This is a genomic window from Nocardia sp. NPDC004340 (assembly GCF_053602575.1).
In genome coordinates, this window is record NZ_JBSGDW010000002.1 from 308600 (window position 1) to 323712 (window position 15113).

The window sequence follows — 15113 nt, forward strand, 5'->3', positions numbered from 1 at the left end:
TCAGTGGGAGACCAGGGCCGGGTAGTCCCGCAATTCGATGTCGTTCTTCGCGGAATCGGCGTACTTCAGCATCATGTCGAAGGCCCAGGATCCCAGGAACCAGTTGCGGAGACGCAGGCCCAGGGCGGTTTTCGGGGCCAGGAACGGGCCGGGGCGGGCGTCGTCGGCCTTGCGCAGGTAGCGCTTCATGATGTCCTCGTACCGGGCGAAGGCGACGGTGTGGTCGCCGTCGGCGACGGCCAGTTCCCCGGCCAGGACGTACGCGCCGACGACGGCGAGCCCGGTGCCGAATCCGGCGAGGGTGTTGCCGTACCCGGCGTCGCCGACCAGGGCCACGCGTCCGGACACGAAGTTCTTCATCGTCACCTTGCTCAGCGAGTCCAGGTAGAACCCGTCGAGGTGCGGGAGGTCGGCCAGCATGGCGGGCACGTCGCCGCCCATGCCGGCGAACTTCTCGGCGACGATCCGGCGCTGCTCGTCGAAATCGTCTCGCGAGTAATCGAGTTCGGGCGAGGCGAACATGTACATCTGCGCGGCCTTCGCCCCGCCGTTGACAGCGAGCAGCCCGGGCGCGGTCCAGCCGTGGGACACCGCCCGCTCGCGCGGGGCGTCGGCGTCCTCCCACAGCGACGCGCCCGCGAGCGCGTAGTAGTAACCCCGGTAGGCGAGGAATTCGGATTCGGGTCCGAAGGTCAGTTTCCGTACCCGCGAGTGGATTCCGTCGCAGCCGACGACCAGGTCGAAGCGCCGGGCCGGGGCGTGCGCGAATTCGACGTCCACGCCGTCGGCGGTCTCGGTGAGCGCGGTGACGGTGTCGCCGAACAGGTATTCGCAGGTGTCGGCGGTGTGCTCGTACATGATCGCGGCCAGGTCGCCGCGCAGTATCTCGATGTCGCCGCCGGTGAAGTCGCCGGAGATGAGGGCCCGCTGCTGCCCGGACTCGTCGAGCATGACCATGTCGGTCTTGCCGGTCTGGCGGCGTTCGATGTCGGCGAGCACGCCCATCCGCTCGAGCACGGTCATGTGGGTCTCGCCGGTGAAGTCGATGGCCTGTCCGCCGGTGCGCAGGGCGGGGGCCTTCTCGACCACGGTCACCTGGAAGCCGTAGCGGTGCAGCCAGTAGGCGAGGGCGGGACCGGCGACGCTGGCGCCGGAGACGAGGACGGTGGTGTTGCGCATGATGACCCCTTCAGTAACTGCGTCCATCGGACGCTGTTGATGATTAATAGAGTATGGTGGACGCAGTTAGGTGTCAACCCAGAAATCCGGAAGGATGGCGACCATGCCGGCACCCACCACCCGCGAACTGCTCTGGGGCACCCCCGACCGCCCCCGGCGCGGGCCCAAACCCTCGCTCACCCTCGAGCGGATCGTCGCCGAGGCGGTCGACCTCGCCGACGCCGAAGGCCTGGCCAGCCTGTCCATGGCCCGGCTCGCCGAACGGCTCGGCTGCGCCAAGATGGCCCTGTACCGCTACGTCCCCGGCAAGACCGAGCTCACCGCGCTCATGCTGGACGCAGCGCTGAGCTCGCCGCCGGAGAACCACACCGACCCCGCCGATCCGGAGTCGTGGCGGGCCTACCTGCGGGAGTGGTCCGGAACCTTCTTCGGCAATGCCGTCGCCCATCCGTGGCTCAATGAACTGGCCACCGGCGTCCGGGTGATGGGCCCCAACGAATTGGCCTGGCTGGAGACCGCTCTCGCCGTGCTGGACCGCAGCGGCCTGACCCACGCGGAACGCCTCGACACCGTCGTCCTGCTGCTCAACCACGTGCGCGGGATGGGCCTGCAGACCGGGACCGCGGGCGTGGACCTCGAGGGTGAACTGGCGCGGGAGATGACCGCGGTGTTCCTCACCCAGGCCGACCGCTTCCCGCACGCGGCGGTCGCGCTCGCCGAAGCGGTCCCCGGTACCGAGAGCGCGGCCACGGCGGGCCGCGACAATGCCCTCGACTACGGCATCGAGCGCATCCTGGACGGGGTGGCGTCGCTCATCGCGACACGGCGGTAGTTGCCGGGAATGTCTGTGCCGCGGCCCTGATTCGGCTTACGCTCGGCAGATGGCGGAGCTACCCGAGCTGAAGCAGGATCCGGTCACCACCGTGCGCGAATTCTTCGCCGCGCTGGAGATGAACATCGTGCCCGAGGCCCTCGAACTGGCCGACCCGGGCATCGTCTGGAAGAACACCTCACTGCCCGACGTACGCGGTATCGACCGGGTGCGCTGGGTGCTGGGCCTGTTCAACAACCCGCGCTTCGGCTTCCGGGCCGATATGCACCACATCGCCGCGACCGACGACGGGGTGGTGCTCACCGAGCGCACCGACTACCTGCGGGTGGGCCCGATCGAGATCGCGTTCTGGGTGTGCGGCACCTTCGAGTTCCGCAATGGCCGCATCACGCTGTGGCACGACCATTTCTCGTGGGAGAACGTCCTGCGCGGCACGGCGACCGGCGTGGTGCGCGCGATACTCCCGCACTGAACCGCGAAGGCGCAACGGCTGCCCCGTGAAAGCACAACGCCCGCCACGATTCTCGCGGCGGGCGTCGGCATCGAAACCGCGCACGAGGCGCGGCGTCAGGCTGGGTGCCCCGGCGATTCCGGGGCGCGGCAGGCGGTTCGGTCGCGGCCACCGTTCAGGCGCGTTGACCGATCCACCCGCGTCGGCTGGTTCAGGGGCGCAGGTGGGCCAGTTCGGCGCGCGCCTTCTCCCCGTCCTCGCCGAGGTCGGTGCGGGTGAACACCTTCCACTGCTCGAGCAGCGGTCCGAACACCAGCTCGGGCTCCCGGGCGCGGTCGTAGATCCCGGCCGCGGCTAGCACCTCGTCGCTGGAGCGGCCGTCGGACAGCTCGATCACCGGCACCTGGAAGTCGGCGACGCGATTGGCGATGGCCCGCAGGGTCTGGTCGGGGGCCAGGTCCAGGGCGGCGGAGATCAGGTTGGCGAAGAAGACGGCCTGCAGTTCGTCGTCGGCGGCCAGGCGGTCGGCGATGGACGCGACCATGATGTCGTCGGCGAGGCGGGCGGTATTGCGGTGCCGGACGGCGGCGGCGGCCTCTTCGAAGGCGGCCACGGCGAGCACCTCGAGCAGGTGCATGCCGGGACGGTTGAAGCTGGCGGTCATGGCCGCCATGCGCATGCGCTCCAGCGCGATGGGGTCGACGGCGCGGGTGACCATGAGGAAGTTGCGGATGAGGATCTCGTGCCGGTTCTCCTCGGCGGTCCAACGGCCGACCCACCGCCACCACGGGCCGGTGCGCAGGTACTTGCCCAGCTCACGGTGGTAGGAGGGCAGGTTGTCGGCGATCAGGACGCTCACCGTGAGGGCGGTCTTGGCGACCTCGCTCAGCTCGGATTGCGCCGGGTCCCAGTCGGTTCCGCCCATGGCCTGGAAGTTGCGGCCGTCGGACCACGGCACGTAGTCGTGGGGCTGCCACCCCGGGCTGGCGTCGATATGCCGCGTGAGGTTGTTCTCCACCTCCGTGGCGAGTGAATCCAGCAGGTCCCGATCGGCCAAAACGTTGTGCACGCGAACAACCTAGCGGCAGATCGGCTACCGCGGGGATATTCGCGAGTATTCGTCTTCGCTATGGCCGTTCCCGGGTCCGGGACGTCCGCGCGGGACGCCCCGGATCGGCCGGGCTACTTCTCGGTGACCGCACCCGGCCGGAGAGCGTCGCTCTCCGGCCGGGCGGGTCGACTACCTACCGAATGTCAGGCATTCGGTCCGAACTCCTCCAGCATCTCGGTGACCAGCGCCGCGATCGGCGACCGCTCACTGCGGGTGAGGGTGACGTGCGCGAACAGCGGGTGCCCCTTGAGCTTCTCGATGACCGCGGCCACGCCGTCGTGCCGGCCCACCCGCAGGTTGTCGCGCTGGGCCACGTCGTGGGTGAGCACCACCCGCGATCCGCTGCCCAACCGGCTCAGGACGGTGAGCAGCACATTGCGTTCCAGCGACTGCGCCTCGTCCACGATCACGAAGGAGTCGTGTAGCGAGCGCCCGCGAATGTGGGTGAGCGGCAACACTTCCAGCATGCCGCGCGCCTGCACCTCCTCCATCACCTCGGGGCTGGCCAGCCCCTCCAGGGTGTCGAAGACGGCCTGCGCCCACGGCCCCATCTTGTCGCTCTCCGAGCCCGGCAGATAGCCGAGCTCCTGCCCGCCCACCGCGTAGAGCGGGCGGAACACCACCACCTTCCGATGCGTGCGGCGCTCCAGCACCGCCTCCAGTCCGGCCGTCAGCGCCAGCGCGGATTTACCGGTACCGGCCCGCCCGCCGAGCGAGATGATGCCGACGCTCTCGTCCAGCAGCAGATCGAGCGCGATCCGCTGTTCGGCCGAGCGCCCGTGCAGTCCGAACGCCTCCCGGTCGCCGCGCACCAGCTGCACCCGTTTGTCCGGCGTGACCCGGGCCAGGGCGCTGCCGCGCGGGCTGACCATGCGAATCCCGGTGTGGCAGGGCATGTCCCGAGCCTCGTCGAGATCGATGATCGAATCGGCGTAGAGCTTGTCGACGGTGGCCGTGGCCACCTCGAGCTCCACCATGCCGGTCCACCCGGAGATCACGACATCCTGGGCGTGGTATTCCTCGGCCTGCAGGCCGACCGCACCGGCCTTGACCCGCAGCGGAATGTCCTTGGATACCAGTGCGACCCGCTGGCCCTCGGCGGCCAGGTTGAGCGCGCACGCCAGAATGCGGGAATCGTTGCTGTCGGTGCGGAATCCGACGGGCAGTACCGCGGGGTCGGTGTGGTTCAACTCCACCTGGAGTGTCCCGCCCTGGGTGCCGACCTGCACCCGTTGATCGAGCCGACCGTGCGCCAAGCGCATATCGTCCAGCATGCGCAGCGCCTCGCGAGCGAACCAGCCGAGTTCGTGGTGGTGGCGTTTGGCCTCGAGCTCACTGATCACCACGAGCGGCAGCACCACGTGGTGCTCGCCGAAGCGGGTCAGGGCCCAGGGGTCGGACAGCAACACCGACGTGTCGACTACGAAGGTTTTCGGTCCGGAATCGGACGACTGCGAGGCGCGAACTCCCCGTGTCGTGGGCCGCGGGCTCTGGTCAGAGCCGGCGTCCCTGGTGGGAGCGTTGACGGAGCGTGCATCAGTCACGGTGGGCTCCTTTGCCACTCGCGCGACACCGCGCGAGCGTTCTCGCTGGGCCGGTCAGCCTTGGGGTCGTACGACCCGAGGGCCGGGTGCCGGCCCCCTCGTACTGAGTTGCTCAGTCACGATCAGGACCTCCCGTACGAGCCACACCTACGCGGCCCGCACCCCCGACGCTACCGCCGAATTCGCGATCCGGCCGCCGGACTATCGGGCGCATTCGTGAAGATCGGGTTAACGGGAGTCCCGTTAGGGTGTTTCGCCCAATTCCGCGAGAAGTACCGGGACATGGCTGTGCTCCGGCTCTTTCGTAGCCGTGACCAGGGTCAACGGACCGGTTGCGGCCTCCTCCCGCAGGTGCGCCAGACCTTCGCGGGCCGCATCGGCCCCGAGCTCGATTCGATACTTGCGCTCGAACTCGGCACGGCGTGTCTCCGGCGCGGCGTGATACCACTTGCGAAGTTCGTTCGACGGGGTCACGTCTTTGGCCCATTCGTCAATGGCCGCTTGCTGTTTGCTGATGCCGCGCGGCCACAGCCGGTCCACCAGCACGCGGTGGCCGTCGGCGGCATCGGGGGCGTCGTAGACGCGCTTGACCCGGTATCCCGGTTGCTGTGTCATGTGCTCCATTACAGTCGAGACCATGGCCGAAACTCCGGATCTGGCGACGCTGTCCACCAAGGAATTGCACGACCGCGCCGTGAAGCTGGCCGCCCGCCGCGGCGACGTCAAATTCCTGTGGCAGCTGCTCAAGGCGATTCCCGGCGCCGAGGTGGCGGCGGGCAAGCAGGGTGAGGGCGAGGTCGACATCTGGAACACCGCGGCACTGCTCGACGACTACTTCCACGCCGGGGAAGGCAAACTGGGCGAGGTGCTGCGGCCGATGTACATGGACTACCTCACCAAGCACGCCTGAGGCGTCAGCGGAATTCAGCCGGTCGGCGTGCCGCGCAGTCCGATGAGCACGGCACGCACGAACGGCGCGAATCCCTGCGGCCCCGAGGCGAAGTCCTTCATGTGGACGGTGGTGCGGTCACTGGATTCGAAGACGGCGCGCACGATGCTCAGCCGGTCCTCGAGGTCCAGGCCCGCACCCATGATCACGTGGTCGATCGGGGTGCGCGCCAACATGTCCCGCAGATCGGCCGGCCCGGTGCCCGCGTGGATGTCGACCTCCGGTAGGCCGACGCGCTCGCGCACCTCGTCCACCACGGCCGACTTCAATCCCAGCAGCAAAACGGTGGTCGTCATCCCCGCCTCCGATCCCCTTGCAGCATAGGCCGTTCCGTCGCGGCGGTCCTACACTCCGAGAATGAGCGCTGATGCCACCGCGGAGCTGATCGTCTACCGGCGTCCCGGCTGCCCCTATTGTTCGCGCATGCGCCGGGTCCTCAACCGGCACGGCATCGTTCACCGTGAGATCGACATCTGGCAGGACCCCGACGCGGCGGCGTTCGTCCGCTCGGTGGCCGACGGCAACGAGACCGTGCCCACGGTCGTGTTCCGCGACGGTTCGACGGAGCGCAACTGGGTCAACCCGCATCCCAAGGAGTTGATCGCGACCGTCTCCGCCGACGCTCCCCAGCTCACCGGCGGCCCACGCAGGTTCTGGACCTTCTGAAACGACGAGCGCCCGCCGCGATCGTGAGATCGCGGCGGGCGCTCGGCCGTTCGGCGGGGATCAGCCCAGCAGACGCCAGTCCTCGAGGCCGTCGTACAGCGGGAAGTCCTGAGCCAGCTTGGAGACGCGCTGACGCAGGGAGTCCAGGTCGCCGGAGCCGGTCAGCGCGGCGGCGATGATCTCGGCGACCTCGGTGAACTGCTCGTCGCCGAAGCCGCGGGTGGCCAGGGCCGGGGTGCCGATGCGCAGACCGGAGGTGACCATCGGCGGGCGCGGGTCGAACGGAACCGCGTTGCGGTTCACGGTGATTCCGATCTCGTGCAGGAGGTCCTCGCCCTGCTGGCCGTCGAGCTGCGAGTTGCGCAGGTCGACCAGCACCAGGTGGACGTCGGTGCCGCCGGTCAGGACGGTGATGCCCTTGTCCTTGGCGTCGGTGGCGGTCAGGCGCTCGGCGAGGATCTTGGCGCCGGAGATGGTGCGGGCCTGACGCTCCGCGAACTCCGCGCTGCCGGCGATCTTGAAGGCCACGGCCTTGGCGGCGATGGCGTGCATGAGCGGGCCGCCCTGCTGGCCCGGGAAGACCGAGGAGTTCAGCTTCTTGGCGAACTCCTGCTTGGCCAGGATCAGGCCGGAGCGGGGGCCGCCCAGGGTCTTGTGCACGGTGGAGGACACGACGTCGGCGTGCGGGACCGGCGACGGGTGCAGCCCGGCGGCGACCAGACCGGCGAAGTGCGCCATGTCGACCCACAGGTACGCGCCGACCTCGTCCGCGATCTCACGGAAGGCGGCGAAGTCCAGGTGGCGCGGGTACGCCGACCAGCCGGCGACGATCACCTTCGGGCGGGTGTCGCGGGCGATCTTGCGGACCTCGTCCATGTCGACGCGGTGGTCTTCCTTGGACACGCCGTAGGCGTGCACCTCGTACAGCTTGCCCGAGAAGTTCAGGCGCATGCCGTGGGTGAGGTGGCCGCCGTGGGCCAGGTCCAGGCCGAGCAGCTTCTCGCCCGGGTTCATCAGCGCGGACAGGACGGCGGCGTTGGCCTGCGCGCCCGAGTGCGGCTGGACGTTGGCGAAGTCGGCGCCGAAGAGCTCCTTGACGCGGGCGCGGGCCAGATCCTCGACGATGTCGACGTTCTCGCAGCCGCCGTAGTAGCGGCGGCCCGGGTAGCCCTCGGCGTACTTGTTGGTGAGCACGCTGCCCTGCGCCTGCAGGACCGCGCGCGGCACGAAGTTCTCCGAGGCGATCATCTCGAGGGTGTCGCGCTGGCGAGCGAGTTCGCCGCCCATCGCGGCCGCGACCTCGGGGTCGAGTTCGGCGAGGGACTGGCTGTTCACAGAGGCGCTCGTCTGGGTCGTCACGCCGCCGAGTGTATTGGCCGCCGCCGCGGAGTCGGTCAGTGGGTTCAGGGAATCGTGCATGGCGCACCTCCGTCGTCCGGGTACCCCGAATCGGGATTCGGGGATCGCCAGGCACCCAGGCGCGCGGTGCCGGACTTGGGGTGCTTCCCGGTGGTTACTTCCACCTCGAGTGCGCCAGTCGCGGTCCTCCCATCCTAGCCAACCGCGTTAACAGTCCTTCGAGTGGACAGAATCACAGATCCAGGCTATGGCGGAGCAACAAATCTCGGTAAGGTGACGCACGACTGACCCAGATGGGTCAGTGTCCTTGCCCCTACCCACATTTCGAGGATTCATCACATGCTGTTCAACATCGCGACCGGTGGCCCGACCGACATCCTGTTCACCCTGCTCCGCACCCTGTGCACCGCCTCCAGCGGCGGCGCGTCCTGCAACGCCTGGGGTGCCTGACCCTTCCGGACTTTTCGGGGAGTACCCCTCACATGCGGCGGATCGCGCCGGGTGTGAGGGGTTCGTCCAACAGACGGCGGAACCGCTCGGACCGCTCGGCGGCATCGCCCGCCCGATCCAGCCAGCCGCCCAGCAGTCGATAGCCCTCCACATAGGTGGAGATGTAGGCCCGCCACAGCGGTGAGGACAGGAAGCGCAGCGACTGCGTGGCCCGCTCCGGCGTGACCAGGCTCCAGCGCTGCAGATACTCCGCGACCTCGGTCGAATCACGCTTGCGGTCGTGCAGCAACAGCGCCGCATCCTGGCGGACGCTCAACAGGTTCGCCGACGCCGTCGAAATCCGCTCGGCGCGTTCACCATCGAAACGCAGTCCGAGATCGGCGTAGATCTCCTGCGCCCAGCGGCCCCAGCCCGGGCCCACGATCGACTTCAGGGCCAGATCGGCCAGCCCCTCCGCCATCAGGCACTGCGGGGTGTTCACCACGAACAGCGTCTGCTCGTCCTGCCCGGCGCCGACCAGTCCGGCCTCCTTGCGGCAGTGCTCGGTGTGGTGGCCCGGGTAGGACTCGTGCGCGATCAGCCCGGGCAGATGCGACAGGTGCTGCTTGAGATCGGAGTTGATGGCCACCCGGGACTGGTAGTCACCCAGGTAGTAGTTGAAGCCCGACCACGGCTTGTCGCCCACCACTTCGTATTCCACGTGCTCGTTGTCGGGCAGCGGGTAGCGGTCGCGGACCAGCTCGCGCAGCGCGCCGGAGAAGGCGGCCACGCATTCCCGCAGGCGTTCGGGCGGGATCTCGTCCTGGCGGCGGTGCGCGGAGATGCGATCCAGCAGCGGGCCGTCGCCCGGCAGCACCTCGTCGAGCTGCCGGTGCGCCTCGCGGTAGTCCTCGGTGTCGCCCGGGGCGATGTCCACGTCGAAGTAGGCGCTCACCTCGTCGACGAAGGAGATGTCCTCCCCCGCGAACTTGCGCCCGGAGCACTCCAGCGCCCGCAGGTGGACGTCGAGGAATTCGACCCGTTCGCCGGACAGGCCCGCGTCGGGCAGTTCCTTGCGCAGGCCCGCGGCCCGGTGCGCGAGCTCGCGCGGTTCGGGCACGGGCGCGTTCTCGACCTCGCGCCGCAGGGCCGGGTCACCGGTGTAGGCGTCGACGAACCCCTCCTCCAGCCGGTCGAAGGCCAGTCCCAGCCGCAGATACTCGGTCACCAGGGGATGCGCTGCCATATCTCGACCCTAGGGGATGCGGTGCGCGCGAGCGGCCCGGATCCCGGTGCCGCGCAGCCTCACCCGACACGCCCGACGGCTGTGATGTCGCCTATCTCACTCTGGTTACCGGCCAGTAGCAACACCTGGTGTTCACCTCGATGTTGGAGCCGAGCACAATTCGGCTATGCGTGGAGTGTTGGCGACGCGGAGCGAGTGTCAGATCCGAGGACACGAGTGTCGAATGCAAGGACACGAGTAATGGCACGGATGAGCGAGCCCAGCCCCTACGTGGAATTCGACCGCAAGCAGTGGCGCACCCTGCGCAAGGCGACTCCCCTGGTGCTGACCGAAGAAGAACTGGTCGGCCTGCGCGGTCTCGGGGAGCAGATCGACCTCGAAGAGGTCGCCGAGGTCTACCTCCCACTGGCCCGACTCATCCACCTGCAGGTCGCGGCGAGGCAGCGCTTGTTCGCCGCCACCGCCACCTTCCTCGGCGAGACCCACCCCGACCGTCAGGTGCCGTTCGTCATCGGCGTGGCGGGCTCGGTCGCGGTCGGCAAGTCCACCACCGCGCGTGTGCTGCAGGCGCTGCTGGCACGCTGGGACCACCATCCGCGGGTGGATCTGGTCACCACCGACGGATTCCTGTACCCGACAGCCGAACTCACCCGGCGCGGCATCATGCACCGCAAGGGCTTCCCGGAGTCCTACGACCGGCGCAAGCTGCTGCGATTCGTCACCGAGGTGAAATCCGGTGCGTCCGAGGTGTGCGCGCCCGTCTACTCGCACATCGCCTACGACATCGTGCCCGGCGAATACCACTGCGTGCGCCAGCCCGACATCCTCATCGTCGAGGGCCTCAACGTGCTGCAGACCGGTCCGCGCCTGATGGTGTCCGACCTGTTCGACTTCTCGGTCTACGTCGACGCCCGCATCGAGGACATCGAGAAGTGGTACGTGCAGCGCTTCCTGTCGCTGCGCAAGACCGCCTTCCAGGACCCGAACTCGCACTTCCACCACTACGCGAACTTCAACGACCAGGAAGCCACCAACCAGGCCAAGGAGATCTGGCACAACACCAACCGGCCGAACCTGGTGGAGAACATCCTGCCGACCCGGCCGCGCGCGACCCTGGTGCTGCGCAAGGACTCCGACCACACCATCAACCGGCTGCGGCTCAGGAAGCTCTGAATCTCGTGCCTCGCTGCGTGTCCGCAGCGAGGCACAGGGTGGGGGGCGGTGAGTCCGAACGTCCAGGTGATGGGTCAGAGCGTCCAGGCGGCGTCCAGGCGCGCGCCCACATCGATGTCGGTGGCGGCCTTGATGTGCGGCTTCTCGATCTCGGTGGCGATGTAGCGCGCCACGAATCGGCGGATCTCGTGATCCACGCTGGCGATGATGCGCAGCAGCTCGCCGCGGCGGGTGGCGCTGGCCACATTGATCCGCACATTGCTGGGCTGCGGGTCGGCGATCTCGATGAGGACCCGCAGAGGTTCGGCGGTGCGGACCGTCAGATGCAGGTGGATGGTGCCGTCCACCCGGAACGGGTAGCGGTCCACCGCGAGGTCGATGAGCAGGTCGACCTTGAGCGGGATCACCAGGTCGAACGAGATGATGTCGTCCATTTCGCGATCGAGCCGGGGCTGCCCGAGCCGCACGGTCGCCGAGAGTTTGGCCAGTTTGCCCGGTCCCGCGCCGATCGGCCCGAATTCGAAGGCCTCCCCGGTGAGCTTCCCGAACGCCCCGGCGATCCGCTCCGGCGAGGCGGCGTACTCGAGGAATCTCCGCCCGAATTCCTCGTAGCTCAGGTACGGCACCGCGACGACCTGGGATTCCGCTAGACCACTCGAGTCCTCACGCAGCTCGCTCATACCACCAGACGGTACGGCAGCGACCGTCCCGCGAACGTCGAAGCCGTTGCACTGCAACGGAACCGTTGACCGACTGTTGTCTACACGCCGAAGCGGCGGTGCCGGGCCGCGTAATCACGCAGGGCCCGCAGGAAATCCACCCGCCGGAACTCCGGCCAGTACGCCTCGGTGAACCAGATCTCCGAATAGGCGCTCTGCCACAACAGGAATCCGGACAAGCGCTGCTCACCGGAGGTGCGGATGACCAGATCCGGGTCGGGCTGGCCCGAGGTGTAGAGGTGCTGGCCGATGGCGTCGACGGTGATCGACTGCACCAGATCCTCGCCGGTCTCGCCCGCGTCCATCTCCTGGCGGACCAGGGAGCGGACGGCGTCGGCGATCTCCTGGCGGCCGCCGTAGCCGATAGCCACATTGACGTGCACGCCGGTGCGGCCCTCGGTGCTCTTGGCCGCCTCGCTCAGTCGCCGCGCGAACTCGGCGGGGAGCTGATCGAGCGCGCCCACGATGCGGACGCTCCAATCCTGTTCCGGCGCAGACAGTTCGTCGACGACGTCGGTGATGACCTCGAAGAGGGTCTCCAGCTCGTCGGAATCGCGGCCCAGATTCTCGGTGGAGAGCAGGTAGAGGGTCACCATCTCGATGCCGGCCTCACCGCACCAGCCGACCAGCTCAGCGATCTTCAGCGCACCGACCCGATGGCCGTGCGAGATGTCGCTGAACCCGTTCTCCCTGGCCCAGCGGCGATTACCGTCACACATCACGGCGACGTGCCGCGGATGTTGCTTACCCGCCAGCTGCCTGGCCAGCCGTGCCTCGTATACGCGATATGGGAGTCCACGCACCTGACCCACAAACTTCACGGCCGCAACCCTACGCCCCCGGAACGGTTGGCGGAGCGACCGGGACATAGCCGCGAAACATGGGAGGCCCTTGGTGACGACACCCACTCGACGGGCGTGAACGATCCAACCTACGGTACCGTAGGTTACCGAGGAGGAAACTAATGGCCGAGGCAGTGCAGCCCGTCGAACCGGTGGGTCTCATCGAAACCGTCCGCGACGAACTGACCCTGATCAAGCCCCGCCTACGCGGCTGGATCCATGCCTGGGCCGTCGGTGTCGCCGCCATCGCGGTGATCGTGCTGGTGTCGGTGGCGAGCACGGTGTCCGGGAAGGCCGCGTGGTCGACGCTGGTCTACGGCATCACCGTGTGCGGGGTGTTCGGGATCAGCGCCACCTATCACCGGGTGAACTGGAAGACCGCGCGCGCCCGCATGTGGATGAAGCGGGCCGACCACTCGATGATCTTCCTGTTCATCGCGGGCAGCTACACGCCGTTCGCGCTGCTCGGGGTGCGCGGGACCGCCGGGAACGTGCTGCTCGCCATCGTGTGGGCGGGCGCGCTGGCCGGGGTGGCGCTGAAGATGCTGTGGCCCACCGCCCCTCGCTGGGTCGGGGTGCCGCTGTATCTCTTGCTCGGGTGGGCGATAGTCCCGGTGGCCGGGACGCTCATCGGCAATGTCGGCTGGACGCCGGTGATTCTGCTGCTCGCGGGCGGCATCGCCTACAGCGTGGGCGGCATCCTGTACGCCGCGCGCTGGCCCGATCCGTGGCCCGAGGTGTTCGGCCATCACGAGTTCTTCCACGCCGCAACGGTGATCGCGGCACTGTGCCACTACGTCGCGGTCTGGCTGGTCCTGCTGAGCTGATCGAGTAATTCCCCACAAAGGTGCAATCTCGGCCGAAAGTTCCCTAGAGTCTGCGACGTGACCAGCAGACTCATCCTGTGGGCGCTGCGGGCGCCGGGGGGTCTGTCTGCTGTCGTCATGGCGTGCAACCTCGGCGGCCTGGCGGTGATCACCACCGAACTGTTCCTGAGCGGCTTCCTGAGCCGGCTCGGTTCGAACTGGATCTCCACCTTCATCGGGGTGTCGATCTATCCGGCCATCGGCGCCCTCGCGGGCATTGTGCTCGCGGTGCGCGACCGGCGGCACTACTTCGGCTGGCTGGACCAGCATCGGCCGCCCACCGAACACGAGGCCCGGCGACTGCTGCGACTACCGCTGGCGATCACCATCCGGGCGCTGGCCATCTGGCTGCCGGGCGTGATCGTGGCGGCCGCCATCTTCGCCCACGCCACCGAGGACCGCAGTTTCCCGGTGGTGCTGTCGATGTTCACCCTCGGCGGGCTGGAGTCGGCGGCGCTCACCTATCTGATCGTGGACCGGCTGATCCGGCCGACCATTCCGGTGGTGGCCGAGGTGCTCGACGAGACCGCGCACTGGAGCAATACCGTGCTGGCGCGAGTGCTGGTCACCTTCGCGGTGGCGGGCGCGGTGCCGCTGCTCATGCTGATCACCGTGCTCGCCGATCCGTCGACCGACAGTGACGACCGCATCCGGACCGGCATCTATCTGGCCATCGTCGGGCTGTCCGCGGGCGTGGTGGCGACGGCGGCGCTGGCGCGCGCGGTGGCCACGCCCATGCACACCTTGCGTGACGCGCTCGACCGGATCGCGCACGGCGATCTCGAGGCGCGGGTGACCATCAACAGCACCAGCGAGATCGGTCGGCTCGAGCATTCGGTGAACGAGCTGGCCGCCAATCTCAGTGAGCGCGAGCGCATGCGGACCGTCTTCGGGCGGCACGTGGGCGACGAGGTGGCGGAGCGGGCGCTGTCCGGCAGCCCCAGCCTCACCGGCGACATGAGGGAGGCGACGGCCCTGTTCGTGGACGTCACCGGTTCGGTGGCGCTGGCCACCGAGCTCGCCCCGCACGACTTCGTGGCCAAGCTCAACCGGCTGCTGACCATCGTGGTCGCGGCCACCGAGGACAACCACGGTCTGGTCAACAAGTTCGAAGGCGATGCGGCGCTGTGCATCTTCGGCGCGCCCATCGCCCTCGACGACAATGCCACCCCCGCGCTGAAGGCGGCCCGCCGCATCCGCGACGAGGTGGCCGCGCTCGGCGAACTCGAGGTGGGCATCGGCATCGCCCGCGGCTGCGTGTTCGCCGGTGACGTCGGCACCGACACCCGCCTGGAATTCACGGTCATCGGCGACGCGGTCAACGAGGCCGCCCGCCTGACCACCGAGGCGAAACTGGTCCCCCGCCGGATTCTGGCCTCTCAGGCGGTCATAGAAGCCGCCTCCGACGCCGAGCGCACACAGTGGATCCTGCACGACACTCTCCACCTCCGCGGCCGCAAGGAACCCACTCCGGGCTGGACCGATGTACCGGCCGTCGTGCCCGCGTCCCCCGCGTCGATCCACCGCAACGGCACCGCCCCGCAGGACGACCCCCGGCCGGCCGCACCCCAACCCCCGGAACCCGCCGATCGCTGATCATTCATTCCGCGCGAACGTGGGGTGCGAACTCGACGGGACCTGGCAATACTTCGATGAAACAGATGACCTCAACACGCACCGGACTGTAAGACCGCCCAGTACCTCCGGGCAACGGAATATGCGCGTTGGCTATACCAGGCCCATCCGC

Annotated in this window: 16 protein-coding genes and 1 riboswitch; of the genes, 7 read left to right on the forward strand and 9 right to left on the reverse strand. The window is 68.4% G+C overall.

The genetic code is table 11. The features are described 5' to 3' along the window. Positions 1 to 1179 (reverse strand): FAD-dependent monooxygenase, encoded by a 1179-nt coding sequence (locus ACWEOI_RS08925; protein WP_452359310.1) that lies wholly within the window; start codon positions 1177 to 1179, stop codon positions 1 to 3. Positions 1180 to 1282: 103 nt separating this feature from the next. Here ACWEOI_RS08925 and ACWEOI_RS08930 point away from each other — a divergent pair, with 103 nt between their 5' ends. After that, positions 1283 to 2011: a TetR/AcrR family transcriptional regulator C-terminal domain-containing protein gene (locus ACWEOI_RS08930; RefSeq protein WP_433668162.1), complete on the forward strand. Its 729-nt coding sequence runs from the start codon at positions 1283 to 1285 to the stop codon at positions 2009 to 2011. A gap of 49 nt (positions 2012 to 2060) precedes the next feature. Next, positions 2061 to 2483 (forward strand): limonene-1,2-epoxide hydrolase family protein, encoded by a 423-nt coding sequence (locus ACWEOI_RS08935; RefSeq protein WP_357091684.1) that lies wholly within the window; start codon positions 2061 to 2063, stop codon positions 2481 to 2483. A gap of 190 nt (positions 2484 to 2673) precedes the next feature. Here ACWEOI_RS08935 and ACWEOI_RS08940 read toward each other — a convergent pair whose 3' ends face one another. The 3 genes from ACWEOI_RS08940 to ACWEOI_RS08950 form a co-directional block, all read right to left on the reverse strand. Next, positions 2674 to 3531, reverse strand: a complete 858-nt coding sequence (locus tag ACWEOI_RS08940) for an acyl-ACP desaturase (RefSeq protein WP_452359311.1) — start codon at positions 3529 to 3531, stop codon at positions 2674 to 2676. Between the two features lie 185 nt (positions 3532 to 3716). After that, positions 3717 to 5117: a PhoH family protein gene (locus ACWEOI_RS08945; protein ID WP_452359312.1), complete on the reverse strand. Its 1401-nt coding sequence runs from the start codon at positions 5115 to 5117 to the stop codon at positions 3717 to 3719. Positions 5118 to 5360: 243 nt separating this feature from the next. Continuing rightward, complete coding sequence (locus ACWEOI_RS08950) at positions 5361 to 5732, reverse strand: DUF488 domain-containing protein (RefSeq protein WP_452359313.1); 372 nt, start codon at positions 5730 to 5732, stop codon at positions 5361 to 5363. 22 nt (positions 5733 to 5754) lie between these two features. On the opposite strand from ACWEOI_RS08950, the gene ACWEOI_RS08955 reads away from it, so the two are divergent. Next, entirely contained in the window at positions 5755 to 6027 is a 273-nt protein-coding gene (locus ACWEOI_RS08955; RefSeq protein WP_433668166.1) for a hypothetical protein, read from the forward strand. A gap of 14 nt (positions 6028 to 6041) precedes the next feature. Here the strand turns inward: ACWEOI_RS08955 and ACWEOI_RS08960 are convergent, their stop codons facing one another. Further along, positions 6042 to 6362, reverse strand: coding sequence for a hypothetical protein (locus ACWEOI_RS08960; RefSeq protein ID WP_452359314.1), 321 nt, complete (start codon positions 6360 to 6362; stop codon positions 6042 to 6044). Positions 6363 to 6423: 61 nt separating this feature from the next. Here ACWEOI_RS08960 and ACWEOI_RS08965 point away from each other — a divergent pair, with 61 nt between their 5' ends. Continuing rightward, positions 6424 to 6732, forward strand: a complete 309-nt coding sequence (locus ACWEOI_RS08965) for a glutaredoxin domain-containing protein (RefSeq protein WP_357280118.1) — start codon at positions 6424 to 6426, stop codon at positions 6730 to 6732. Positions 6733 to 6792: 60 nt separating this feature from the next. Here ACWEOI_RS08965 and glyA read toward each other — a convergent pair whose 3' ends face one another. Then, complete coding sequence (glyA, locus tag ACWEOI_RS08970) at positions 6793 to 8091, reverse strand: serine hydroxymethyltransferase (RefSeq protein ID WP_433668170.1); 1299 nt, start codon at positions 8089 to 8091, stop codon at positions 6793 to 6795. A gap of 106 nt (positions 8092 to 8197) precedes the next feature. Then, positions 8198 to 8283, reverse strand: a riboswitch (ZMP/ZTP riboswitch). 286 nt (positions 8284 to 8569) lie between these two features. Beyond that, a complete protein-coding gene (locus ACWEOI_RS08975; protein ID WP_452359315.1) occupies positions 8570 to 9766 on the reverse strand; it encodes a DUF885 domain-containing protein in 1197 nt (398 codons plus the stop codon). A gap of 240 nt (positions 9767 to 10006) precedes the next feature. Here ACWEOI_RS08975 and coaA point away from each other — a divergent pair, with 240 nt between their 5' ends. Next, a complete protein-coding gene (gene coaA / locus ACWEOI_RS08980; protein ID WP_357091711.1) occupies positions 10007 to 10939 on the forward strand; it encodes a type I pantothenate kinase in 933 nt (310 codons plus the stop codon). Between the two features lie 74 nt (positions 10940 to 11013). On the opposite strand, the gene ACWEOI_RS08985 is transcribed toward coaA, so the two are convergent. Together ACWEOI_RS08985 and ACWEOI_RS08990 are read right to left on the reverse strand one after the other, a co-directional pair. After that, positions 11014 to 11619: a hypothetical protein gene (locus ACWEOI_RS08985; protein ID WP_452359316.1), complete on the reverse strand. Its 606-nt coding sequence runs from the start codon at positions 11617 to 11619 to the stop codon at positions 11014 to 11016. A gap of 80 nt (positions 11620 to 11699) precedes the next feature. Further along, positions 11700 to 12527 carry an isoprenyl transferase gene (locus ACWEOI_RS08990; protein WP_433668175.1) on the reverse strand — a complete coding sequence of 276 codons (828 nt, stop codon included), beginning with the start codon at positions 12525 to 12527 and terminating at the stop codon, positions 11700 to 11702. Positions 12528 to 12622: 95 nt separating this feature from the next. Here ACWEOI_RS08990 and trhA point away from each other — a divergent pair, with 95 nt between their 5' ends. Next, positions 12623 to 13327, forward strand: coding sequence for a PAQR family membrane homeostasis protein TrhA (trhA, locus tag ACWEOI_RS08995; RefSeq protein WP_357280126.1), 705 nt, complete (start codon positions 12623 to 12625; stop codon positions 13325 to 13327). Positions 13328 to 13384: 57 nt separating this feature from the next. Then, positions 13385 to 14962 carry an adenylate/guanylate cyclase domain-containing protein gene (locus ACWEOI_RS09000; RefSeq protein WP_452359317.1) on the forward strand — a complete coding sequence of 526 codons (1578 nt, stop codon included), beginning with the start codon at positions 13385 to 13387 and terminating at the stop codon, positions 14960 to 14962. The last annotated feature ends 151 nt before the right edge of the window (positions 14963 to 15113 follow it).